At 39.6% G+C, this 22930-nt stretch carries 24 protein-coding genes; 18 read left to right on the top strand and 6 right to left on the bottom strand.

All coding sequences use genetic code 11. The features are described from left to right. Positions 1 to 3: 3 nt before the first annotated feature. Entirely contained in the window at positions 4 to 315 is a 312-nt protein-coding gene (locus tag CAL6303_RS19645) for a DUF3007 family protein (protein WP_015199582.1), read from the bottom strand. A gap of 26 nt (positions 316 to 341) precedes the next feature. Further along, positions 342 to 554 (bottom strand): NAD(P)H-quinone oxidoreductase subunit L, encoded by a 213-nt coding sequence (gene ndhL / locus CAL6303_RS29435; protein ID WP_083866330.1) that lies wholly within the window; start codon positions 552 to 554, stop codon positions 342 to 344. A 1362-nt stretch (positions 555 to 1916) separates the two neighbouring features. Between ndhL and CAL6303_RS19640 the strand changes: the two genes are divergently transcribed. Further along, the gene (locus CAL6303_RS19640) at positions 1917 to 3245 is read left to right on the top strand and encodes a hypothetical protein (RefSeq protein WP_015199580.1); all 1329 of its coding nucleotides are present in this window, start codon (positions 1917 to 1919) and stop codon (positions 3243 to 3245) included. Between the two features lie 5 nt (positions 3246 to 3250). Here the strand turns inward: CAL6303_RS19640 and CAL6303_RS19635 are convergent, their stop codons facing one another. Beyond that, positions 3251 to 4174, bottom strand: a complete 924-nt coding sequence (locus CAL6303_RS19635) for a lysylphosphatidylglycerol synthase domain-containing protein (RefSeq protein ID WP_015199579.1) — start codon at positions 4172 to 4174, stop codon at positions 3251 to 3253. A gap of 544 nt (positions 4175 to 4718) precedes the next feature. Between CAL6303_RS19635 and CAL6303_RS28625 the strand changes: the two genes are divergently transcribed. After that, complete coding sequence (locus CAL6303_RS28625) at positions 4719 to 5285, top strand: hypothetical protein (RefSeq protein WP_015199578.1); 567 nt, start codon at positions 4719 to 4721, stop codon at positions 5283 to 5285. Between the two features lie 117 nt (positions 5286 to 5402). Here the strand turns inward: CAL6303_RS28625 and larC are convergent, their stop codons facing one another. Further along, positions 5403 to 6692, bottom strand: coding sequence for a nickel pincer cofactor biosynthesis protein LarC (gene larC, locus CAL6303_RS19625; RefSeq protein WP_041740792.1), 1290 nt, complete (start codon positions 6690 to 6692; stop codon positions 5403 to 5405). A gap of 127 nt (positions 6693 to 6819) precedes the next feature. On the opposite strand from larC, the gene CAL6303_RS19620 reads away from it, so the two are divergent. The 3 genes from CAL6303_RS19620 (at position 6820) to CAL6303_RS19610 (ending at position 9375) form a co-directional block, all read left to right on the top strand. Continuing rightward, a complete protein-coding gene (locus tag CAL6303_RS19620; RefSeq protein ID WP_015199576.1) occupies positions 6820 to 7473 on the top strand; it encodes an L-threonylcarbamoyladenylate synthase in 654 nt (217 codons plus the stop codon). A gap of 482 nt (positions 7474 to 7955) precedes the next feature. Continuing rightward, positions 7956 to 9206 carry a HetZ-related protein gene (locus CAL6303_RS19615; RefSeq protein ID WP_041740791.1) on the top strand — a complete coding sequence of 417 codons (1251 nt, stop codon included), beginning with the start codon at positions 7956 to 7958 and terminating at the stop codon, positions 9204 to 9206. Then, positions 9184 to 9375 (top strand): hypothetical protein, encoded by a 192-nt coding sequence (locus CAL6303_RS19610; RefSeq protein WP_041739791.1) that lies wholly within the window; start codon positions 9184 to 9186, stop codon positions 9373 to 9375. The genes CAL6303_RS19615 and CAL6303_RS19610 overlap by 23 nt, the downstream gene beginning before the upstream one ends. Positions 9376 to 9577: 202 nt before the next feature. On the opposite strand, the gene CAL6303_RS19605 is transcribed toward CAL6303_RS19610, so the two are convergent. Further along, on the bottom strand, positions 9578 to 10363 hold the full coding sequence (locus CAL6303_RS19605) for a Uma2 family endonuclease (RefSeq protein WP_015199573.1): 786 nt from the start codon (positions 10361 to 10363) through the stop codon (positions 9578 to 9580). A 428-nt stretch (positions 10364 to 10791) separates the two neighbouring features. Then, entirely contained in the window at positions 10792 to 11577 is a 786-nt protein-coding gene (locus CAL6303_RS19600; RefSeq protein ID WP_015199572.1) for an RNA polymerase sigma factor SigF, read from the bottom strand. A gap of 710 nt (positions 11578 to 12287) precedes the next feature. Here CAL6303_RS19600 and prfB point away from each other — a divergent pair. The 13 genes from prfB (at position 12288) to CAL6303_RS19540 (ending at position 22800) form a co-directional block, all read left to right on the top strand. Continuing rightward, positions 12288 to 13407 (top strand): peptide chain release factor 2 gene (gene prfB / locus CAL6303_RS19595; protein WP_015199571.1). Its coding sequence is split into 2 segments (ribosomal slippage): positions 12288 to 12359 and positions 12361 to 13407, totalling 1119 coding nucleotides; the frame shifts between segments, so codons are not numbered across the junction. Positions 13408 to 13487: 80 nt separating this feature from the next. Next, positions 13488 to 13643 carry a DUF3285 domain-containing protein gene (locus tag CAL6303_RS28855; RefSeq protein WP_015199570.1) on the top strand — a complete coding sequence of 52 codons (156 nt, stop codon included), beginning with the start codon at positions 13488 to 13490 and terminating at the stop codon, positions 13641 to 13643. Positions 13644 to 13696: 53 nt separating this feature from the next. After that, positions 13697 to 14206, top strand: coding sequence for an rRNA maturation RNase YbeY (gene ybeY / locus CAL6303_RS19590; protein ID WP_015199569.1), 510 nt, complete (start codon positions 13697 to 13699; stop codon positions 14204 to 14206). Positions 14207 to 14349: 143 nt separating this feature from the next. Further along, positions 14350 to 14805: a diacylglycerol kinase gene (locus CAL6303_RS19585; RefSeq protein ID WP_015199568.1), complete on the top strand. Its 456-nt coding sequence runs from the start codon at positions 14350 to 14352 to the stop codon at positions 14803 to 14805. A 145-nt stretch (positions 14806 to 14950) separates the two neighbouring features. After that, a complete protein-coding gene (locus CAL6303_RS19580; RefSeq protein ID WP_015199567.1) occupies positions 14951 to 15550 on the top strand; it encodes an anthranilate synthase component II in 600 nt (199 codons plus the stop codon). A gap of 4 nt (positions 15551 to 15554) precedes the next feature. Then, the gene (locus tag CAL6303_RS19575) at positions 15555 to 16325 is read left to right on the top strand and encodes an MBL fold metallo-hydrolase (protein ID WP_015199566.1); all 771 of its coding nucleotides are present in this window, start codon (positions 15555 to 15557) and stop codon (positions 16323 to 16325) included. Positions 16326 to 16857: 532 nt separating this feature from the next. Continuing rightward, complete coding sequence (locus tag CAL6303_RS19570; RefSeq protein WP_015199565.1) at positions 16858 to 17058, top strand: hypothetical protein; 201 nt, start codon at positions 16858 to 16860, stop codon at positions 17056 to 17058. Positions 17059 to 17216: 158 nt separating this feature from the next. Continuing rightward, positions 17217 to 17759, top strand: a complete 543-nt coding sequence (locus tag CAL6303_RS19565; protein WP_015199564.1) for a phycobiliprotein lyase — start codon at positions 17217 to 17219, stop codon at positions 17757 to 17759. A gap of 439 nt (positions 17760 to 18198) precedes the next feature. Next, positions 18199 to 18939: a 15,16-dihydrobiliverdin:ferredoxin oxidoreductase gene (locus CAL6303_RS19560; protein WP_015199563.1), complete on the top strand. Its 741-nt coding sequence runs from the start codon at positions 18199 to 18201 to the stop codon at positions 18937 to 18939. A 28-nt stretch (positions 18940 to 18967) separates the two neighbouring features. Further along, on the top strand, positions 18968 to 19717 hold the full coding sequence (locus CAL6303_RS19555) for a phycoerythrobilin:ferredoxin oxidoreductase (RefSeq protein ID WP_015199562.1): 750 nt from the start codon (positions 18968 to 18970) through the stop codon (positions 19715 to 19717). 436 nt (positions 19718 to 20153) lie between these two features. Next, complete coding sequence (locus CAL6303_RS19550; protein ID WP_015199561.1) at positions 20154 to 20672, top strand: phycocyanin subunit beta; 519 nt, start codon at positions 20154 to 20156, stop codon at positions 20670 to 20672. A 103-nt stretch (positions 20673 to 20775) separates the two neighbouring features. Beyond that, positions 20776 to 21264, top strand: coding sequence for a phycocyanin subunit alpha (cpcA, locus tag CAL6303_RS19545; protein WP_015199560.1), 489 nt, complete (start codon positions 20776 to 20778; stop codon positions 21262 to 21264). 444 nt (positions 21265 to 21708) lie between these two features. After that, positions 21709 to 22800: a peptidylprolyl isomerase gene (locus tag CAL6303_RS19540; protein WP_015199559.1), complete on the top strand. Its 1092-nt coding sequence runs from the start codon at positions 21709 to 21711 to the stop codon at positions 22798 to 22800. Positions 22801 to 22930 lie beyond the last annotated feature (130 nt).

Raw genomic sequence — 22930 nt, 5'->3', positions numbered from 1 at the left:
AATTTACACCTGAGTTTGTCTTTCCTGTTCAATTTCTGCCTGGATTTGCGCCAGTTCTTCTGGTGTCATTTCATCCAGTCGCTTTTGCAAGAAAGCATCTTCGTATTTTCGCCGCTGTTCGTGATAGGTCATTTTATTGCCCACAGCACGGAAAATATAGGTGACAAGCCAGCCAATCAAGCCAGCCACCAACAAAGCCTGACTCCAAATTCCCGCAGATTGGCTATCTAATCCCGATACTTGGAATCCCAAGTACAGCAAACCACCTGCTACAAAAACACCCAAAGTGATTCCCAAAGCATCGATACGTCGCATTTTATCGTTATAGTCCCGCAAATTTATTAAGCTTCAATTTGTCGTCGTCGAGGTCGGAAGTTTAAAATTGGCGACAGCACTAACATTCCTGGAAAAAAGAAAAACACCAAAAAGTACATAAATGCACGCTCGAAGGAGGTAGCAGTGTACCAGCGAAACTTGAGATAGAAAATTACAAACACTGGCATCACTAAAAGATAAGTTCCAGCCAAACTCACATATAACAGCGGTACAATCATGGTTTTTCCTTTGTCTGATGGCACTTTCGGCGCTTCCTGATAATTGGTATTTCACCAAATCGCAAGAAAATAATCGCCTGTCACTTTCTATATTATGCTAGCGTTTGCGACTCAAACTCTAGCAATCACATCAGGAAATCAGGCTGATTTCTATAGAATTTACAAATGTTGAAGAAATTTCTCGGAAAAATGTTGGACAAAATACACAAATGATGTTCAAATATATGAGGGGCATTTAACTGCCTCAAAAAACCAAACAAGTCCTAGACAAGTTTGGGGGTGTGGCGGAATGGTAGACGCTGCGGACTTAAGAAATTGAGCCTTGTTGGAGAAACCTGACAAGTGGATGCTCTCAAATTCAGGGAAACCTAAGTCTTTTAAAGAGATAAGGCAATCCTGAGCCAAGCCGAAACAAATTGAGCACAAAGTTAGCTTTGCATTCAAAACTGTTCGGAAGGTGCAGAGACTCGACGGGAGCTACCCTAACGTAAAGCCGAGGGTAAAGAGAGAGTCCAATTCTTAAAGCCTCAAGTGTAAAGGTAGCAGCGAAAGCTGTAAAAGGATGAAAATCCGTTGACCTTAAAAGTCGTGAGGGTTCAAGTCCCTCCACCCCCATTTTATTTTCATAGTTGATTCAAAACATTTCGTATTCAAACTGAAGAACCGAGTTTCTTCAGATTTAATACGAAATGTTTTTGTGTTGAGTCGAGGAAAACCGGGTTTCGGTTGTTAGTTCCTAAGTACTTCACAAGGGCTAGTTTGACTTTGCTCACTTCGACTTCGCTCAGTAATCACGGCGATGAATGAGAGCTATTTTCAGCTAAGTAGACCACGCTGTAGGGGTTTAGCAACGCGCTTTACCCCTACGTTTGATGTGGTTCAAATAGCTGAAAACTGGTCTAATTACTGATTCCTGGAAACTGGCATCGCAGGAGGAGAATAAGCCGTTAGATTTGGCACTTCGACTACTAAATATAGTGTACCATCAGCACCCCTAACTATTGCTTATGGTAAAACTCCGCGATCGCGTTGGTTACAACTTGACCCATATCGAGGGTTCTGCATTTTATTAAATTGACATTCCTAAAAGTAAATTTCCTAGTTTATTGATACTGAACTTACACATTGATCGTATATTTTGCTACTGTAGATAATTTGTAAATACTTAAATAAAATATGTTTTTTGATTAATTTTTCAGTATTTATTCTGAAAAATTTTAAACAAATAATATCGATGATGGCACAATTATCAAATTTGTGTAAAATCAATGTTGTTTTTAAATATAGTGCATTGATAGTAGAGTAAACCAAGGTTAAGCTGAAAAGAAACTCACAGCAAACTGATAGGTCTTGAGAATTACAATGACCGCGAATAGTTTACTATATAGCCAGGGTGATCAGTATCTACCTAAATCACGTAAGAAACAACAAAACTTGCAGGATGCACAAGATAAAATTTACAGCTTTTTGCTGGGAATTATCAAAAGCAAACAGGCAGAAGATGTTTTAAGTGAATTCAGGCGTTTATTTATAGATTGTTTAGAATCACAATCTTCCAGTCGTAGTTTGGGAATTTATGGAGCATTTAGTGAAAATGATGAACAAGAATTTCGCTATACCTTAAAACGGTGTTGCTATATATTGATTAATAATTGGGAAAGCCATCGAAAGTATAAATATATTAATGATTTAGTTAATATTTTTACCGATTATAAATTTGCAACCGAATCAAAAGTAGTTTCCAGAAAGAATATATATAGAAGTTGGTTAGTCAAGTTCCTTAATAGTGATGACTATCAAGAGTTAAAGCTATTTGTAAATCGATATGAAGAACAGACAAAAGGACCTTGGGTAAATCGCTATAGTTCATATTTGTTGTTAGCTCAGTCTTTGAATCAAGATAATCCCCGCGAACAACAAGAAGCTGCTAGAAGGATGTCTAGGGTTCTCAAGGACAAATTTAAGTTTGATTTGGCGATGTATATTGCTAGATCGCAGTCGGGAAGTACAAATCTGTGTCGCTCTAAAAATCCCACTATTTTGGGGGATAATGTAATTCGTTTAATTAAAGCGATAGTAATTAGAAAAGGTGTGTTTAGTTATGAGAATATTGCCAATATTTTTATCAAACAAACACAAAATCAATGTTTAAAAGAATTTAAAATTAGTTTGCAAAAGTATTTGTTTTTTTCTGTTCAACAGAAAGAGATAACTGAAGCTTTGAAACAGCAGTTACTAGAGCAGCTTAGTTCATGGAAAGAAGATAATCATACAGAGACTATTAATAAAGATTGGCTACTGAGAATTTGCAATAAATTAGTAGATTCTCTAACGACTGAAAATGGACGGGAACCTTCTTCATTGTTCGTGATGTTGCTATCTCAGGGAAACCCATTAACTTTAGTGGTTATCCTCCTCAAAATTATTTTGATTAGCAGGAATTCGCGCAGTCATTTAGAGTTGCGAATAGCTGAATTAATTAGATATTACAATAATTATCCAGAAGCAGAATGTTATTGGGTAATCAATTTTATTGAAATTTTCAATATTACTTTTGCAATTTATGCTGAAAATGTTGAATATAACCTAATTAGAATGAAGGGAGAAGAGTTAGCGGTTCAGCCCCAATATCATTTAGATAGTTATCGAGTTTTTTCTCAGTTGAAATCAGAAAAAAGTAAACTTGCTTAATGAGCTTATTTTCTTGCGGGTAAATGTTGGTCAAGCCATGCAAGTCCAGCACCTGCAATTTCAGCTAGGATACTAATTAAGCGGTATAGTCCGATCGTGCTGAGGATGAGCGCAGGGGGAAAGCGATTATCGAGTAATGCGATCGCACTTGCTTCAAACACCCCTATTCCTCCAGGAGCACCGGGAACAATTAGTCCTAGTAACCAGGAAAAGCTAAAAGCACCAAGCAACAGTGGGATTTGATTCAACTCCAAAGAGCTTAAAGCAAACATAGTTAAAATAAATCCGCTTCCTCTCAACCCTAAAAAAACTAATTCACCCAGCAAAGGTATTATGGGATATCGCTCCAAGTAGAAATCACTGCTTGGTGTTTCGCTTGGGCTAGATTTTTTTGATTTTAATTTTCGTAAAAAGCTAATTAGGGGATTTAAAAATCTCGGATGAATCGCACAAAGTAGTCCAATCAAACTTAATATTTGAAATGCCCGAACGAAAGAATTATTTTGGATTGGTGTAAAGTTACTACCTAAACAAATAATCAGAATTAGACCCGCCGTAGCCATTAATAAAGGTTCTAAAAGTACACTAAAGGTTGCTGCACTGTTGGAAACTTGAGCCTCTTTCGCTGCCAGGATGCGCCCATAATAGTGCCATATATTACCAGGTAAGTACTTAGCAATATTAGTTTTGAGGTAGACTTGGATAAAATGCGTTCTTTCTACAGGTTGATTTAATCCCCGTAAAATTAAAGTCCAGATCCAACCAGCCCATATATGGGCAAATAGCGTAATGCCACATGCGATCGCTAAAATTGCCCAACCCACCTCATCAATACGAATAGCCGTCACTTCTAGCCAGTTGTCTTTAAGGGTTTTAGCCAAGAAAAATAATGTCAGCCCTAAGATTAACCATCGGAAAATATTTTTCATCTAATTCTCAAATTTTGAGTTGTCTAAAAAATAAAATTCTACTTTTAAATAATCCTCTTAAAATAGTAAATTTACTATGAGAATATATCAAGTATTCGCCGGAATTCACAATAGTTATCTAAACTTATATCTGCCCTAGGTTAGATAAAGTTACTTTGATTTCCCAAATATAATACAACTTTTGCCAGATATACATAGAGTATCTTATTTACTAACATAAATGGGTATCTTGGTTCAATACACAGTTTGAATTAGCCAGTCTCACATCAACCAATTACATGGTTGACTGACACGACTACCAAAGTTTTGGACAATCCCTATTTTTAACTTTGTTGTTCCACATCACCTGTAAATGAATCTCGTCCGTCATGAACAGTGGAGTTTTTCTATTGCGTAGAGACGCAGCGGCTTCCTGGAGGGGCGTAAGGAAGGAATTTCACGACCTGAAGTTACCAACTACAGTTATCAAAATGGACAAGGTTTATGTGGTGGGTTTTTAACAAACTTAAATCTAGGAAACAATCAACTAAATTAGGAGCGAATAATGAATAATTTTATTTCCAGAGTCAGATCTATTATTCCTGCAAAGGCTTTTTTTGCATTTATTCTTGGTGGTTTGCTATTAGTTTCTCAAGCCTGTAGCTCTGTTGCAGCAACTACTCCATATAGAGACGCAAGCAATTCAGGAACAAAAACCACTAATCCATATAATAAAGATGCTAAAGCAGAATTAAAAAAAATTAATCCATATAACGATGGTGCAAACTCAGAAATTAGAGTGCCTAAAGGAGCAGATATTAATTCTCCTTACGAAGGTGGCATGAACAACTATAGTGATGTTGATCCCCGTTCAAAAGCTGCCATCGATAAAAGCAATACGAAAGCTGAATATTTAACTGAAAATGCTAAACGTAACCTTGCAAAGGAAAAAGAATCTTTATCTGATGTTGCAGAACGTGGCGCGAAAAATTTTAAGACCACTGCTGATAACATCAAAAGTACTTTTGAAAACGAAAAAGAATCTTTCTCTGATGGTGCAGAACGTGGTGTGAGAAATCTGAAGGAAAACGCAAAGAATGCTGCTGATGCAGTCAAAGATGCCACCAATTAGTGATATGTAGTATCACCAGTTTACTGTAAATATCATCTTGATGTAGAGACGTAGTAATGCTGCGTCTCTACAATTGTTAAGTTCTAGTCGATATTTTCCAAAGATGAAAGTAGGAAGCTAATTTATTTCAGATTCACTATTTTCTAAATACCAAATGTTCTGCGCTAATCTTTGAATCTCCCGCCAGGAGATATTATGCTGACGTGCCAATACGGCACAATCTTCGTATTCTGGTTGGGCATTCGTGATGATTTTATCTCCACCTGTTCCAATCCATGCAACTTTTACAGATACTACTCCATAAGGTGTTTCTACAGTTTGCATTTCCCGCTCCAAGATTGTCCGCTGTTGAGTAGAATGACGAATACCCAAAGTTGTGGTTTCACGGAAGATCATTGTTTGACATTGCTGGATATTTTCAGGATGACAAATCACAGTCAATAATATGCCTGAGCGAGATTTTTTCATCCCTATAGGTTGAGTAAATGCATCCAGTGCTGCACCTGTAGAAAGTAAAGTTTCCAACAAATAACCAATAGCTTGGGGATTCAAATCATCAATTTGGGTTTCTAGGACAGAAATTGTTTCCACCCCCAAGTTGCTGGTTTGGCTACTTTCCTGAATTTCAGCGGCAACACCTAGCCAAAGCTGTAAAACATTGGGGATAGACAAATTGAGACTGCCAGCCCCTTGTCCAATTTGTTTGATGGACATAGGCGGAGGTGAACCAAATTCTAATCCTAGCGCGGTAGCGATCGCGCATCCGGTGGGAGTCACTAATTCTTTATCAATGCCGTTACTGTAAACCGGGCAGCCACGGATTTCCCACAATTTCAACACTGCTGGTACAGGTACTGCCATCACACCATGTGCCGCTTTGACTGTACCCCCACCGGTGGGAAATGCCGAACAATATAACCTTGGCAAACCCTGGGGAGTACTGGCAATTCCCAACCAATCTAACCCCAAACAAGTCCCAACTATATCCACAATGGCATCTACCGCACCAACCTCGTGAAAATGAACTTTTTCCGGGGGAATGCCATGAACAGCACCTTCAGCCACAGCTAACTGCCGGAAAACAGCTAAACTCCAAGCTTCTGCCCTAAGTGGCAACTTCGCTCTGAGAATCATCCCTTCAATTTCTGGCAAATGCCGTCCATGGTGGTGATGGTGTTCTTCATGATGATCATGGTGATGGTGGTGATGTAAATCCACATGTACCTTGATTGCCGTTTGTCCATGACGCTGAACCGACTCAGCCCGTAATTTATACTCATGTTCAATTCCTAGGCAATTGAGTTTTTCTGTTAGATACTCCAAAGGGACACCCAAACTTACCAAAGCACCCAGACACATATCACCAGAAATACCCGATGGACACTGAAGATAAGCAATTTTATTCATAATTTTAGATTTTGGATGAGATTTTACATGAAATTTTGGATTTTTAGGTAACGTAGTTGTGATATTGCAATAACCCATCACGGCAGGGATGAGATAATACCCCATACCCTAATTAACAAATTTCTTTATGGCAAAAATTTTTTCAATCCATCCCGACAATCCTCAAAGCCGCCGAATAGAGGAAATACATACCGAACTGCAACGTGGCGCAGTCATGCTTTATCCTACAGATACAGTTTATGCCATCGGTTGCGACTTGAATGCAAAATCAGCAGTTGAACGAGTGCGACAAATTAAACAGCTTGCAAACGATAAACCTCTGACTTTTTTGTGCCCCTCACTTTCTAACGTAGCAACATATGCGTTTGTGAGCGACGTTGCCTACCGCATTATGAAAAGTCTAATTCCAGGACCTTATACTTTTCTTTTACCTGCGACAAAATTAGTACCTCGCCTAGTGCAGAGTCCTAAACGGAAAACCACAGGAATTAGAGTGCCAAATCATATTGCTTGCTTGGCATTATTAGAAAGCTTAGGCAACCCGATTATTTCCACTTCGGCACATATCCTACTGGATGAAGAAGATGATAATTGGTCAGAATCTCCAGCAAATATGACACAGGTGGAATTGTTTGATCGCCTAGAACCCATGGTGGATCTAATTATAGATACTGGTGAGGAACCAACATACAAGGTTTCCACAATTCTAGATTTGACCGCAGAACAACCTGTGATGGTACGCAAAGGTTTAGGTTGGGAAGAAGCAGATGCCTGGATGTAGTTGTTGATGCAGAATTTTCTTTAGCATCAAGAGATGCTAATAGCTTCAAAAATCACTAGATTTTTGATAAACCCAACTAAACGCACGACAACCTTGAAATCAGTTCACCTTAGCTTGTTTTTTATTCCTAAAGCGAAAAATCTTGTCAGATCCACTTTTAAAATTGTCATACCGAAAAAGCCAGAACCTAATCCCGGCGATATAGCCACAAACCCTTTACCAGTAAGAGTTTAAAGTAATTTTAGACAGTGGTGCTTCCCCTTGTGCCACTGCCCGTTTGGTTGCGGATGAAAAAACCGACACAGTGAGGTAACTGTAACTTTTAGAAGTTTTCTACAGTCATAAATATCAGCGGTACTTGAGATGACTTGCCTATCTAAAGTCTGCCGTGGTCAAATGACCGTGGTGAGATTTGCATGACAGCCGAGGTTAGCTTAAGTATTTTTACCAATGTTTCGGTGCTATCTCCAGGAAAAAAAATCATGAAAACGAATCTTGCGAATCTACCTACCTCTGTTTCTGCTGCGAAGTCTGCTAATCGTGGTGATGACTCCGCTAATCGCTCCTTTGCTAACAAGACGCAACTAGCTCTAAATCCTGAAGTCCTACAAAATCTCCTTTACGAAGAACTACAAGCACAAGTTAAAGCTTCAGTCGGCTGTGTTCAAGCTGTGACTAATCGTATTACTAAAGAAGTTGAACGGATTTGTGATAAAAGTTCTCGGATTCAAACTTCTGGGGAAATAAATTCTTGGCAGTTAACTTTGGCACGTCATCGGATTCAGAAGTGCTTACGTTACTACCAATTGGGTTCTCAGCGGGGTCGGGTAGAATTACATAGCAATTTGGGTGCAATGGTTTACCGTCATGTTTCAACTCCTGGTACACAATTGGGATTTGATGCTCGTTACAACTTGATTGAAGATTTTTTACAAGCATTCTACATTGAGGCAATTAAGGCATTCCGCCGGGAAAATGAATTACCTGAAGATTATTCTCCCCGCACCCAGTTACAATTAGCCGAGTATATGGCGTTTACTGAACAATACGCTAAACGTCGGATCAATTTACCTGGTGGTTGCAATCAACAATTGGTCATTTTACGCGCTCAAGGGTTTAGTCGTCGTCAACCTCAAGAAACCACCGTTGATTTTGAAGCTGCATTAGAATCTTCTAGAAGTGAAGAGGGGGAAGCTTACCAACGGAGTTCGGCTGTACAACAATTGCGATCGCAGTTAGTCGCGCAAAGCAGTTTTGATCCGGCAGAAGATAGCGAACGCGATCGCGTCATCTCGGAATTGGTCGCATATTTAGAAGCACAAGGTCAAAAAGATTGCGCTGATTACCTCGTTTTGAAGCTGCAAGACCTATCTGCACCCGAAATTGACAAAATTCTCGGTTTGACCAGCCGCCAGCGTGATTACCTCCAGCAACGCTTTAAATATCACGTCGAAAAGTTCTCACGCACCCACAATTGGCAATTAGTTCATCAATGGTTAGGTGCAGGTTTAGAGCAGAAATTAGGACTTTCTTCTCAACAATGGGATAAGTTTATCAGCCAGCTAAATGAACAAGAACGTCAAATTTTACAACTCAAAGCTGCCCGTCATAGTGATCAGGTTATCGCCAAAACCGTAAAATGTACTCCTAAGCAGTTACAAAAACGCTGGACTCAACTATTGGAAATGGCGTGGTGTATTCGTAATGGTAATGCTGAAGCGCAAATTGGTTAATGGTTCGGCTATGCCGAATATTCAAGCTAAGTTAGGCTTTAATCCAAATGTTATTGCTTCTAGAATTATTCAATATATAAATTCACCTTCGTTTTCAGTCAACAGTATGTTTGGTATTTACTCCCATCAAAAAAGTTATCCTCAATTTTCTCGTTTCTGGGAAAATTGAAGGGAGACTTGGGGGAAATTCCAAAAGTTAAAAATATTAGGTGAGTATGGTTAAATTTACAATCGAAATCAATTCAAGAAACCTGGCTGATTTATCAAGCCGGGTTTTGTGTTGCTTTTAGCTACGATTTCCGAAAGTAGCCTCTTCTTACCAATTGCCAAGCTTGCTTAACAAAAGTAATTCAGTCTATTTCTTTTTCATCCTAATTAGCGATTCCCCTAATTTCCGCTTCCGATAAACCTGTTAACCCCACTACCTGTTCCACAGTCATTCCCTGCTGCAATAAATTTGTGGCAACTTGCTTGAGTCGAGATTCAGCATTATCAGCACGAAGTTTCTCTTGTTCTGCACGGAGTTTCTCTTTTTCCGCAATTTCTTCAGAACTTGGTAATAACTCTCCCTCTAAGGTTGCCCAACGCAACCAAGTTGTATTGATCCCTTTGTAAATACCTTGCCAGCGCACCAACGCTAACCCCAAAGTTTGGCTGACTAATTTACCTTGAAAATCTTCCATCAAGGGTTGATATCCACGATTTTGTAGCGAAAAACCTGCCAATTCACTGGGGTTAAAAGGATCAAACCAAAAATATTCTGGTACACGCATCTGATTTTGATAAATTAATTTCTTCTCATTTTTATCAGCAGATGCCGTACTGGCAGAAAGCAATTCAATTACCACATCAGGTGCTTTCCCTTCTTCCCAAACTACCCAACTTTTTCGCTCACCTTTAGGTACATCCAAAACAGCGAAAAAATCGGGACCTTTAAAATCGCGGTTTTTCACCTGTTCCAGGCTGTAATACACAAACATATTCCCGCCAACATAAGCATCTTCTCGCTGATGGAGCCAAAATGATAAAGTCTCAATCAGCAATTCCATCTGTACCTTATGTCTTTCGCTTTCCATCGTCGTATTGTCATCGTAGGGTAGTTCTGCCTGGGTGGGAGGCAGGGCGACGCTGGTTTCAGCTATGGTAGTTTCTGACATGGGGTTTTAGTTAGCTGCGCGTGCGAGTTTACTTATATCTATAATAATAGCTATAACTACCTTAAGCTTTGCTAACAGGTTTCTACTCTTTTAGAGAATACAAAATTCAGTTTGGAAAAATTATTTATCGTCAAGGCTTTTAATCAACTTAAGTCGGGAGGAAAAATTATCGTTGTGGGGAGTGAGTAGTATTAAGGGTTTAAGCTAAGTTTATATTTCGCTTATTTCTAACCATCTACTTATATAGTTAGTTGTTTGATTTACGCGATCGCTATCTTGCCGTAATATAGTTACGGGCATCGACGCAAGCAGCAAGTTACCAAAATTGGTAGTTGCTACCTACTCATAATTCATCATATTTGACCAAATTGCGAATTCTAGTTTTCCCTAGAATCTGTTCACAGAGCGTTCCTAAATTTATAGACATATCAAGAATTAGCAGCAATAGCTTGTGCCTGCATTAAATACATCAAGTCATTGACTCCTTTTTGCAAATATCTGGTGACAGTCATCGGACTAGTACCAATATTTTTAGCTGCATCCTTACGGGACAATTCCTTCAAAAAGACTAATTCAACAGCCATCCGAGGTTTTTCTTCCAACTGACAAATAGCACCTTGGAGATGTTGACGTTCTTCCTCATCCATTTGGGCAATTGCTGTACGGGGACAGGGGAGTGCCTCACCCAGAGTAATTTGACAATCTACATAGTGAACTACAGTTGCATCCAAACTCAAAGGCATTCGATTTTGAGATGCCAACTTAGTTTCCTGCCATTCTTGCACAGATACCTTGAGTTTACTGGCAATTTCGGCATCCTTGGGTGGACGACCAAACAATTCAGCCAACTCTTTACGAACTTTTTGACCTTCGTTGTATAATTCTTGCCAACGACGGGGAATCTTTAGTAGTGTACTGCGATCGCGTAAAAAGTGCAGCATTTCACCTCGGATGTAAGGAACTGCAAAAGAACTAAAAGCATACCCTTGACTGGGATCAAAACGCTCAATCGCTCGAATCAATCCAAAATAACCAATTTGTTCCAAATCTTCGTATGGCTCATTACATTGGTGACTGAATTTGTGTGCCATTTTACGCACCAAACCAGTATGTAACTGTACCAATTCATTCCGAAGCTTAACAGAGGGATTTTGATGATAGGAACGTAGAAGTTCCATACTATCAGACCGCACATAGGACTGACTCGTTGCCATAAAAATATCCTTATTTAGTTAACCCCTTGTTTTTCAAACACAAGAGCTGCGTAAACTTTCATTTGAGATGTCATTATTTTCCTTATTGATGCTTTTAGACACCATTCGTTGTTCTACTGAACTTAAAAGGGGTCTTACCCAACAGTCCAGTATTATTACGGATATTTTTTTTAGAGTTTTCTGTCTTAAATGGGTTTTTGAAGCGCCATGATTAACCAAATTCAGATGTTTTTGTGTGTTGAAGGAAGGTTTTAAAACCAGTCAATTATTCCTGAAGTGCTGATTATGACTTTGTTTGAGCCAGTGGCATCCTGTTTATATATTTCCTTCCTACTTGTTGTACCCAAAAAAAGACTCAACCTTGCATTTAGGGTTAAAAATCTCCAATTATTTTGAAAATATTGATGTTTATGAATGTAATACCCCCCAAAAACGACTTCAACTATTGAAGGAGACCAAAAATAATTAGACTGGTAAGGCTGATCAAATAATTTTCATCCTGATTTACCTTCTTGCTCTAGTCTTCATACATTTCTGTTCAAACATAGTAATAATACTGATATGATTTGAAAAAAAACTCAGCCTCACTGTGATGAATAAAACCCAATTGACCGAAAATAATGGGATTTAGTTATTTGCTCAACAAAGGTTAAGATATAAGTCTTCCCCAGCATCAAAATCCTCAACTTGTACTAACTCAATCAGACCCTATGGACGTTTTAGAAATTAAACGGGAAATTGAAGCGCTCTCTCGCCGCCTGGGTAAAACCCAGGACTATCTTTGACATTCCCGCACTCACCGCGAAAATTCAAGATTTAGAACAAATATCTGCCCAACCAGAATTTTGGAACGATCAAACTGAAGCCCAACAGACATTAAGAGAATTAGACGAACTCAAAGTACACTTGTCGCAATACCACGGCTGGTTATCGAGTGTAGAAGACACTAGGGCTGTTGTGGAACTACTAGAACTAGAAACAGATGAGGGGCTGTTAGAAGAAGCCACATCCACTGTCATCAGATTAAACCGCGAACTAGATCAGTGGGAACTAGAACAATTACTTTCCAACGAATACGATCATCTTGGTGCAGTTCTCACCATCAACGCTGGTGCAGGTGGTACTGATGCCCAAGACTGGGCAGAAATGTTACTGCGGATGTACACTCGTTGGGGCGAGGATCACAATTACAAAGTTCATTTAATCGAAATTTCCGAAGGTGACGAAGCTGGACTAAAATCAGCCACAATCGAAGTTACTGGGCGCTATGCCTACGGATATTTGCGCTCAGAAATGGGAACACATCGATTGGTGAGAATCTCCCCTTTCAACGCCAATGGCAAGCGACAAACTAGCTTTGCAGGGGTAGAAGTAATGCCACAAATTGATAGTAGCGTCCAATTAGATATCCCGGAAAAAGATTTGGATATCACCACCTCCAGGGCTGGGGGTAAAGGCGGACAAAACGTCAATAAGGTTGAAACTGCCGTGCGCGTTGTTCATATCCCCACAGGAGTCGCTGTACGCTGTACAGAAGAACGCAGTCAACTCCAGAATAAGGAAAAGGCACTTGCTCGTCTCAAAGCAAAGCTGTTAGTTATTGCTAAAGAACAGCGCGCTAAGGAAATTGCCGAAATCCGTGGTGATATGGTGGATGCTTCTTGGGGTAATCAAATTAGGAACTATGTGTTTCACCCTTACCAATTGGTTAAAGATTTACGAACTAATGTGGAAACCACAGCTATTGGTGATGTCATGAATGGTGAACTGGATCAGTTTATCCAAACTTACCTGCGTCAAGAAAATCAATTAGTGGAGAGTGCGTCTTAGTTATTTTTACCCATGCCAAGATGGCACTCTAAATCTCAACAAACTGTTACAATCAAAAAAAGATTTGTTAGCAAATCATCATGAGTAATTCTTCTACCGACGAACCTAAACCAAGCTACGTAAAATTAGCCATGAGAAATATGGTGCAAAAGGGAGGTACTTCTTTGAAGCACTTCGCACTTTCTGCCGTAGGACTTATGGCTGTTTTAATTGGACTTGCCTATCTCACTCGCTGATCAAGAAATTTTTAAGCTTTAGCTGTTGAAGTATTCAGGAGATTTTGTCACTGGTGCTAGTTGAACTGTGTGTGCAAGACTATTTCAATTATTCATCCCTCGGAAAAATAACTACTCCTATCACAGAAGAAACTTGGGAGGAGTGGTTTTATAAATGGTTTAACACATTGCAGCCAGATATTTCTTCAGCACCAATTTATGAAATTGGGCTGCGGTTTACTAATGATGCTGAAATTCAGGAACTAAATGCCCAATTTAGACATCAAGATCAGCCAACGGATGTTTTAGCTTTTGCTGAGTTGGAAGTTGACTGTCCCCAGGTAGCAGAAATGCTGGTTGACTTACCGCTGTATTTAGGCGATATCGTAATTTCAGTTGAGACAGCTAACAGACAGGCACAACAACAGGGTCATTTGCTATCTACCGAGTTAGCATGGTTGGCTTGTCATGGTTTATTGCATTTGCTAGGTTGGGATCACCCAGACGATGAAAGTTTAAGTCAAATGCTAGGGCGGCAAGTACAATTGCTGAAGACAATTGGTATTACTATTGACATAAAATAGTTTGGGCGACTTTGTTCAGATATGCGATCGCTCTGCAAATCTTTAAGAGTATCGGTTAATTACTAAAATAACCACTATTCCAGAAAATTTTCCCAAAATTCATCATCCTACTCCCAATTAACCCAATATATTAAATAAAGCCTATGTCCCAACAAATTTCCTCACCACCAAAGCCCAATCTAACTGAATCCGTGATTGGTAAAGAACGTCAGCTATCTTGGAAAATTGCCTCAAATATTTTCATTAGCTTCAAATATGCCTGGGCAGGAATTAGCTATGCCTTTAGAACTCAACGCAATTTTCGGATACATGTGGCAGTTTGCCTACTTGCGGTTAGCTTAAGTGTTCTTTTACATTTGCAACCTGTGGAAATCGCGGTTATCGCCATCACCAGCGGCTTGGTTTTAGCCCTAGAACTGCTGAATACCGCAATTGAATCCCTTGTAGACCTCACCGTTAAACAAACCTACCACGAGCTAGCAAAAATTGCTAAAGACTGTGCAGCAGGTGCGGTGTTAGTGGCAGCAATGGTCGCACTTATAGTTGCCTCAATTCTGATTCTTCCTCCCTTATTTGTGATCTTTGCTTCTGCGCTTTAATTATAGTTTTCACATAGTTTTTACATTTGACACTTGACATTAGTAGGTTACTTCCGGCAAAAATCAATCACAATTAAAAAAAGCGAACTAACAGCTAAGTCTGAAACTGACAGGCTATGCCGAAGCGATCGCACCCGGAGTCAACATGCTAATAGTCATAGATAATTACGACAGCTTTACCTACAACTTGGTGCAATATTTGGGAGAACTAGCAGCAGAATACCCTGTTGCATCCGAAATACAAGTCTTCCGTAACGATAAAATCTCTCTCCCCGAAATCCTCAACCTCAAACCAGATGCAATCGTCATCTCACCAGGTCCAGGTCGTCCAGAGGATGCAGGCATCTCCCTAGAATTAATCGAAAAATTTGCCTCACATCTACCAATTTTAGGGGTATGTTTGGGACATCAAAGCATTGGTCAGGTATTTGGCGGTAGAATTGTTTCTGCCCCAGAATTAATGCATGGCAAAACTTCCCTTGTATCTCATACTGGGGTGGGAGTTTTCCGAGGGATCGAAAATCCAATGACTGCAACCCGCTACCATAGCTTGGTAATCGATCGTGACACCTGTCCAGATACACTAGAAATTACTGCTTGGATCGAAGATGGCACCATCATGGGTGTGAGACACCGGAACTATCCTCACATTCAAGGAGTCCAATTTCATCCAGAGAGTGTCCTGACAACCTCAGGAAAACTACTATTACGCAATTTTCTAGAACAATTACAGGTGAGAGAGTAAGGTCATGAAACGACGACAGTTAATGAGCTATGCTGGTGCAGGAATAGCTACAGCTTTGATTACGACTTTGAGTTCTGAATCTCGCACTAATGCCCAATCTGGCAGTTCATTATCAGTTAAATGGTTGGGTCATACTTGCTTTCTTTTCAGTGGAGGAGGTGTGCAAATACTGGTAAATCCATTCCGAACTTTAGGTTGTACAGCAAAGTATCGTTTACCTAAAGTTGCAGCAGATTTAGTTTTGATTAGTAGTCAATTACTAGATGAAGGGTCGGTAGACAATTTACAAGGAAATCCGAAGCTAATTTATGAGCCGGGTGTTTATGACTTTAAAGGCATAAAATTCCAAGGAACTAGCATACCTCACGATCGTAAAGGTGGTAAACAATTTGGATTTAATGCAGCTTGGAGTTGGAAACAAGCTGGAATAAATATTGTACATTTGGGGGCACCTGCTGCACCCATTTCCTTTGAACAAAGAGTGTTGATGGGGCAGCCTGATATTGCTTTTATTCCTGTAGGTGGTGGACCTAAAGCTTACAATGCCCAAGAAGCAAAGCAGGCAATCGATGTGTTGAAACCCAAGTTAATTGTTCCAACCCACTACCGTACCGCAGCAGCTGACAGCGCAACTTGTGATATTGCCCCTTTAGATGAATTTTTGAACGTTATGCAGGGTGTTCCTGTCCGTCGCAGTCCTGGAGATACTTTGGCAATTAGTCCTAACAGTTTGCCCGCAAGTAGCACAATTCAAGTTTTTGCATATAAGTTTTAGCTAAAACAGAAAGAAGCCTCTCACCTACCTGTTCGCGCAGCGTGCCGTAGGCATAGGGAGGTGATGAGATGAATTTTTGGCGGCGACGAGTTGACCGCTAACTATTCAACTTAGCTATGTATCCGCTGATCTTTTTTTAATAAATATTCAGGGTTTAACGAACTTTGAGGGTTTAAGTCCGGTGCCTCTACAGGCAGTCCGTTTTGTTTCGGGGTGGTACGTTTGCGGAGTCGGATGAGCGCGCAAATCCGCCTTGTTAAACGCCCTTACAAAATATACTTCTTACTTCTTACTTATTCTCTAAAGGAGAGGTGATGCATCTGCGTCTTCTGGTGTTAGATAGAATCTGTCCAGGGGCGGTGATACATCTAAGCCCGAAAAAGTATCTTGAAATTGATAACTAATTTAAATAAATAATCAATCATCGAAAATGTATTATTGTTGACAGACTTTTCTCTAGATTCTGTCAATATTCGTAAAAACTGTCTCACTTTGTGGAGACAGGAGAACACTAAAAAACAAGGTGATGTCAATGGCTGAATCTCCCATTGGTCAAATGACTTGGAAAGTCCCCGGTTCAACGGAATCTGGTTTACATTTACGTCAAGATTCTTCTCAACCTTGGCGTTCCTATAAGGAGTTTCCTGAATATGTTCTCCCTGATCCTGTAGGTTTTTCTGAAGGTTATGCAACCTTCTTGGCGTTACTGAAGAAAAACTGGGAATCACTATAGGTCTTAGTTTCGAGCTTAAAGCGATCGCGTATCTTAATCACAACTGCTATACAGTTTTTAATATTAGACTTAATATTAAAATATGTTAATCTATTAATGTATAGCTTGACTAAGCACAGCAATAGTGCAGTTATCATCCTGAAAGAGGTTAAAACTTGATGGCATTCCCCGTACAAATTGCACAGAATACATCAGAATCGTTAGCGGAGGACTTTTTTCGTCATTCAGCAGGTGACTGGCGTTCTGAGCGAAGATATTACACACTCAAAAGTGGCGAAATTGAAGAAATCGTCAGTTACATCACCGTTAAATATTTGGAACAGGGAAGCATAGAGTTGGTAGAACTGGCTAAGATGCACCAGCTAGATGATGAGAAAATGATTATTGCTGGTGCCAAAAGCACCTGGGAAAGCAACTATTCCCAAGCAGGGAAAAAACCCACTACAGGCTCAACAATCTTTGGTATTCAAGGAAATATTCTATTACGCGATCGCGGTTTCGCTACACCTAAACCAGTGACGGCAAAATATAATTTCCGCGACACCAAAACAATGCATCTACGAACCGAATACAATGGTTCAGTATTTGAGGAAGAATTAAAATTAATCGGTACTAATTACCGTACCCGTCAAACCATTATTTCCCGCGCTGGGGAAGAAATCATGATTGGGCAATATTTGGAAACCAAAGTAGAAAGTTAAATGTGAATTTGGTTAAAAGCTATAGATATGGAGAGACATATGGTGTTTCTCTATATTTTTTGTGTATATGTTTAGCTGTTAATCTATTATCACTGGGTTCAGGACATGTTGACGATTTGCAGAAATTATGATATCAACCAATGAAGAGAATAGTATTGCTTTATAAATTTTCTTACGTTCTGCCTTCATGTACTAGGTTAATTACTGTGCGAGTGGTGAGTGCAGTTAACTTAATTAAACACTTGTGATATACTTTATTGGTCATAAAAGTCTGAGACTAATAACTTAACAAAAATACAGTGATAATTTGAATATTTTCTTTTTTTAAACAACATTCCCTGTGCTTTATATTACGGAATGTTGCTTTGTTTATAAGATTTGAGACGTGTTTGGTTTCAATCCTTTATTTTCAAAGGAAGAAATCATAAATAATTATCTTATGTATAAGCCGTTCCTAGAGTTTTTGGAAAAAGAACTATTTCAGCGCTTTGATTTACAAAGTCGAACTATCCCAAATGGTCTAGAAGTTAATGTTAGCGATCGCGGTCGGAGTCCAGCTACCATTAGAAGTTGGTGTTATGAATGTCCACAGCTTCGCAAAGCTCGCTACACTTACATTGATGCTGGGGAAAGCGCTCAAATTTTTAATAGCGTTATCTATCCAAGCCACCAGTATAATTTACCTTTATTGGGAATAGATTTTTTATCTTTCGGCAAAGTCAAGAACTTGATTGTACTTGATTTTCAACCATTATTCCAAGATGAAGCATATATAAAAAAATACATAGAGCCATTAAAATTTTTACATGAGAACTATCCAGATTTAGCGCAAAACTTAGAAATGAAGTTTTACGACGCTAATCAATATTTTTCTAAATATCTCTTATTTGCTAAAACTGACCCCGCAACTGTAGCTACAAGGGTATTTGCAGCTTTTCAAGATTACCTAAAGCTTTACTGGGAAATGTTAGCACGGGAGCCATTATTAACAGATCCCGAAGATATTCAGCGAGTGATCAAAGCTCAAAAAGATTACGATCAATATAGTGCCGATCGTGACCCAGCCTCAGGTTTGTTTAGCAGCTATTTTGGTCACGAATGGTCAGAAAAATTTCTTTATGAATTCTTGTTTGAAGATGCTGTTCCGCTTGCACATGCCGTCAAAACTGTCAAGGTTTAAGTTGGAAATCCCAAAAGTCTAGATTATTATGCTCTACCAGCCATTCTTAGATCACGCGATCGCTTACATGCGATCGCGTTTACCAATTTCAGCTTATCCTATTCCCCCAGGCTTTGAATCAAAATCAGCCGAAACTGGAAAAGGAAAAAACCTGGAAACAGTTCTCACCACCAGTTATGCTTTTCAAACACCAAAATTACGCCAAATTCGCGCAGCACATGTCCAGGGTGGTAAATCACTACAGGTTCTGAACTTTGTGATTTTTCCTCACCTGAACTACGATTTACCGTTTTTTGGTGCAGATTTAGTGACTTTGCCAGGAGGACATTTAATCGCTTTAGATATGCAACCTCTGTTTCGGGATAATGCTAAATATCAGGAAAAGTATACTCAACCCATCCTCCCTATATTTGAGCAGCATAAGGAAAATTTACCTTGGGGTGGAGATTTTCCCGCTGAAGCACAGCAATTCTTTTCTCCAGCTTTCCTGTGGACTCGTCTCCAAGATACCAATGTTGTTGAAACTAGCGTATTCGCAGCTTTTAAAGATTACTTGCAAGCATACGTAGATTTTGTAGATCAAGCTGAACCAATTAACGACCCAGATAGGTTAGCAGAAATTGAGCGATCGCATCTACGATATCTTCACTACCGTGCCGAAAAAGATCCCGCTAGGGGAATGTTTAAACGCTTTTATGGAGAAGAATGGACAGAAGAGTATATCCATGGTTTCCTGTTTGATTTAGAACGGCAAATGGTTCTAGCAGCAGGTCAATAATTTTGCCTCATTACGTAATTAGTACGTTAAGGCAGTAGTAAGTAGGCAGTGGGGGAAAGGCTTTTATTACTGGGCTGCTGTACTAACAGAGGGAACAGTTAACTCAAATATTAAGTTTTGCAACAGTTTAATGCGACATCACAATAATTTTTAATAAAAAATGAGCCTATTGCATTGTATAAAAATAAATTGAGGGCAAAAGTAAGGACTGGGGTTGACTAAAGTCTTGATTTTAGAGATTTTCAGGTTTTTGTCGAAAGGTAAAGTTTTGTTAAAAAGCTTTAATGTAAAAACCTAGAAGATATTAATATGTATCATAGATGTCTGTTTTGCCTTTTCAATACTGCAATTGCAGTCTGACATCGGAAAGCGGCTAGATTATTCTAACCGTAAAGCGAAACAAAATCTAAACCATGTAGATTAGGAGATTGGATAAATGTTAGATGCGTTTGCCAAAGTAGTTTCTCAAGCTGATGCGCGTGGTGAGTACCTCAGCGCTAACCAACTCGACGCTTTGTTAAACATGGTTAAAGATGGTAACAAGCGTATGGATACCGTTAACCGCATTACCAGCAATGCTTCCTCAATCGTTGCTAACGCGGCTCGCGCTTTGTTTGCAGAACAACCACAATTAATTGCTCCTGGTGGAAACGCATACACCAGCCGTCGTATGGCAGCTTGCCTACGCGACATGGAAATTATCTTGCGCTACGTTACCTACGCAATCTTCTCTGGAGATGCTAGCGTACTTGACGACCGTTGTTTAAACGGTTTGCGTGAAACCTACTTGGCACTTGGAACTCCTGGTTCTTCAGTTTCAGTAGGCGTTCAAAAGATGAAAGAAGCAGCATTAGCAATTGCTGGCGACACCAACGGTATCACCAGAGGCGATTGCAGCGCTTTGATGTCAGAAGTAGCTAGCTACTTTGACCGTGCAGCTTCCGCTGTTGCATAATTTCGCATAATCTCGCACCAGCGAAAACCTGACTTTTGTCAGTTTAAATTTCACACAAAATAACTTTCAAACAAAAAGTTTGTAAAAGGGAGATACCAAACCGATGAAAACTCCTCTAACCGAAGCAGTATCAGCAGCTGATTCACAAGGGCGTTTCTTAAGCAGCACAGAAGTACAAGTTGCATTTGGTCGTTTTCGCCAAGCAAGTGCTAGCTTAGAAGCAGCTAAAGGCTTAACTTCAAAAGCTCAATCTTTGGCTGAAGGTGCTGCTAATGCAGTGTACCAAAAATTCCCATACACCACCCAAATGCAAGGAGCAAATTTTGCTTCTAGCTCAACTGGCAAAGCTAAATGTGTTCGTGACGTAGGTTACTACTTACGCATGGTTACATACTGCTTGGTAGTTGGTGGAACAGGTCCATTGGATGACTACCTCATCGCTGGAATTGCTGAAATCAACAAGACATTTGATTTGTCTCCCAGCTGGTACATTGAAGCTTTGAAATATATCAAAGCTAATCACGGTTTGAGCGGCGACCCTGCTGTTGAAGCTAATTCATACATTGACTACGCAATTAACGCTCTAAGCTAAGAGCTTTGCTCGGAAAATTAAGCAGCTTTGCTGGCATGAAGTTAGGAGTTGCTTATTTTTCCGGGCACGTTTTTTGATAATCTAAGTTTCCGAATTATTAAATAGCTGATAAAAATTAATTATGATTTACCCAGAACCCATGTAGAGACGTAGCAATGCTACGTCTCTACATGTTTTTAGGCGATTTTGGCTGGCAAGCACTTTGTCGTATTACATATTTGAAATAGCCCTGCACTTACAACGTTCCGTTGTGTGACACTCCAATCATATTTGAGCGTACTAATGAGACTTATAGTGTCACACACCAAGCGTGATTGTGACACTTGCGTAAGTCCTAATAGTATTCTTTATTCCCGCTGTCAATTCGCTACCTCAGTTGTGGGAAGATTATGGATGGGTTACACCCAGTTAAGATATTTGATACTGTTGTGTTTGAGCCATTCCATGTTTAATTTATTAAAATCCCGACTAAAGAAGACCCTGGTTGCACTGCTATTGGTAGCATTATTTTTAGGCATGTCAACCCCTAGCAGTTACGCTGGATTGCCGTCTGGAAATGCCATCACCGATGGTAAAGCATTATTACGTTATGCTCTACCCATTGATAATAAGCCTGTACGACAGCTACAAGGTAGTTTAGAAGATATTTCTAATCAACTAAGAGCTAATAAACGCTGGAGCGCGATCGCATCTGACTTGAAAAAGGCATCCCGCGTCATCGATGCACCCGACAAATTACTAGCTAGCATTCCCGAAGCAGATCAAAGCAAAGCTAAAATTATAATTGAGCAAATCAAAACAGATATCGAATCCCTGCAACAAACTGCCGAAACCAAAGACAAAGAGAAAACTTTGATACAACGCGCTCACGCTCTGAATTTGGTTGGCGAGTTAGAACAGATGATGGTCAAAGGTTTCCCATACGAGATTCCTACAGAATATAGTAATTTGCCGCAACTAAAAGGACGTGCAACTGTAGCAATAAAAACTAATAAAGGCGATCTTACGGTAGTTGTAGATGGCTACAGCGCACCCGTTACATCCGGCAATTTCGTTGATTTAGTTAAACGCGGTTTTTATGATGGTTTAGAGTTTACCCGTTCTGAAGAATCCTATGTCCTTCAAACAGGAGACCCCGCAGGTAAAGAAGTTGGTTTTATCGATCCAAAAACTAAACAATACCGAGCAATTCCTTTTGAAGTATTAGTAGAAGGAGATAAAAAACCCACCTACGGTACCACACTAGAGGAAGCTGGACGCTATACAGATATGCCAGTATTACCATTCTCCTCCTTTGGTGCTATGGCTTTAGCACGTCCCGAACGTGATGTAAATGGAGGTTCTTCTCAATTTTTCTTCTTCCTTTTTGAACCGGAATTAACCCCTGCTGGACGCAATCTTTTAGATGGACGTTATGCGATTTTTGGCTATTTAACTGAAGGTAGAGATGTATTGGATGCACTCAAAGCCGGGGATAAAATTGAATCAGCCAAAGTTATTGATGGTTTAGAAAATCTTGTAGAACCCACAGCATAAAACAATTTTGATTTTAACTAAATCAAATAATTTTTCATTACTTAGTAGAGATGTTAAATTTAGCATCTCTACTGTATTTGTTTCTGATGATTTAAGTCTTTAGAAATGCTTGCAAATTTGATTAATTGTA

Source organism: Calothrix sp. PCC 6303, from assembly GCF_000317435.1.
Lineage (GTDB): Bacteria > Cyanobacteriota > Cyanobacteriia > Cyanobacteriales > Nostocaceae > PCC-6303.
This window is presented reverse-complemented; position numbering and strand designations above follow the sequence as displayed.

Bases quoted from the DNA above. Each gene is read 5' to 3' on its own strand.
- CAL6303_RS19645 (WP_015199582.1), bottom strand. From the start codon at position 315: ATGCGACGTATCGATGCTTTGGGAATCACTTTGGGTGTTTTTGTAGCA.
- ndhL (WP_083866330.1), bottom strand. From the start codon at position 554: ATGATTGTACCGCTGTTATATGTGAGTTTGGCTGGAACTTATCTTTTA.
- CAL6303_RS19640 (WP_015199580.1), top strand. From the start codon at position 1,917: ATGACCGCGAATAGTTTACTATATAGCCAGGGTGATCAGTATCTACCT.
- CAL6303_RS19635 (WP_015199579.1), bottom strand. From the start codon at position 4,174: ATGAAAAATATTTTCCGATGGTTAATCTTAGGGCTGACATTATTTTTC.
- CAL6303_RS28625 (WP_015199578.1), top strand. From the start codon at position 4,719: ATGAATAATTTTATTTCCAGAGTCAGATCTATTATTCCTGCAAAGGCT.
- larC (WP_041740792.1), bottom strand. From the start codon at position 6,692: ATGAATAAAATTGCTTATCTTCAGTGTCCATCGGGTATTTCTGGTGAT.
- CAL6303_RS19620 (WP_015199576.1), top strand. From the start codon at position 6,820: ATGGCAAAAATTTTTTCAATCCATCCCGACAATCCTCAAAGCCGCCGA.
- CAL6303_RS19615 (WP_041740791.1), top strand. From the start codon at position 7,956: ATGAAAACGAATCTTGCGAATCTACCTACCTCTGTTTCTGCTGCGAAG.
- CAL6303_RS19610 (WP_041739791.1), top strand. From the start codon at position 9,184: ATGCTGAAGCGCAAATTGGTTAATGGTTCGGCTATGCCGAATATTCAA.
- CAL6303_RS19605 (WP_015199573.1), bottom strand. From the start codon at position 10,363: ATGTCAGAAACTACCATAGCTGAAACCAGCGTCGCCCTGCCTCCCACC.
- CAL6303_RS19600 (WP_015199572.1), bottom strand. From the start codon at position 11,577: ATGGCAACGAGTCAGTCCTATGTGCGGTCTGATAGTATGGAACTTCTA.
- CAL6303_RS28855 (WP_015199570.1), top strand. From the start codon at position 13,488: ATGAGTAATTCTTCTACCGACGAACCTAAACCAAGCTACGTAAAATTA.
- CAL6303_RS19585 (WP_015199568.1), top strand. From the start codon at position 14,350: ATGTCCCAACAAATTTCCTCACCACCAAAGCCCAATCTAACTGAATCC.
- CAL6303_RS19580 (WP_015199567.1), top strand. From the start codon at position 14,951: ATGCTAATAGTCATAGATAATTACGACAGCTTTACCTACAACTTGGTG.
- CAL6303_RS19575 (WP_015199566.1), top strand. From the start codon at position 15,555: ATGAAACGACGACAGTTAATGAGCTATGCTGGTGCAGGAATAGCTACA.
- CAL6303_RS19570 (WP_015199565.1), top strand. From the start codon at position 16,858: ATGGCTGAATCTCCCATTGGTCAAATGACTTGGAAAGTCCCCGGTTCA.
- CAL6303_RS19565 (WP_015199564.1), top strand. From the start codon at position 17,217: ATGGCATTCCCCGTACAAATTGCACAGAATACATCAGAATCGTTAGCG.
- CAL6303_RS19560 (WP_015199563.1), top strand. From the start codon at position 18,199: ATGTATAAGCCGTTCCTAGAGTTTTTGGAAAAAGAACTATTTCAGCGC.
- CAL6303_RS19555 (WP_015199562.1), top strand. From the start codon at position 18,968: ATGCTCTACCAGCCATTCTTAGATCACGCGATCGCTTACATGCGATCG.
- CAL6303_RS19550 (WP_015199561.1), top strand. From the start codon at position 20,154: ATGTTAGATGCGTTTGCCAAAGTAGTTTCTCAAGCTGATGCGCGTGGT.
- cpcA (WP_015199560.1), top strand. From the start codon at position 20,776: ATGAAAACTCCTCTAACCGAAGCAGTATCAGCAGCTGATTCACAAGGG.
- CAL6303_RS19540 (WP_015199559.1), top strand. From the start codon at position 21,709: ATGTTTAATTTATTAAAATCCCGACTAAAGAAGACCCTGGTTGCACTG.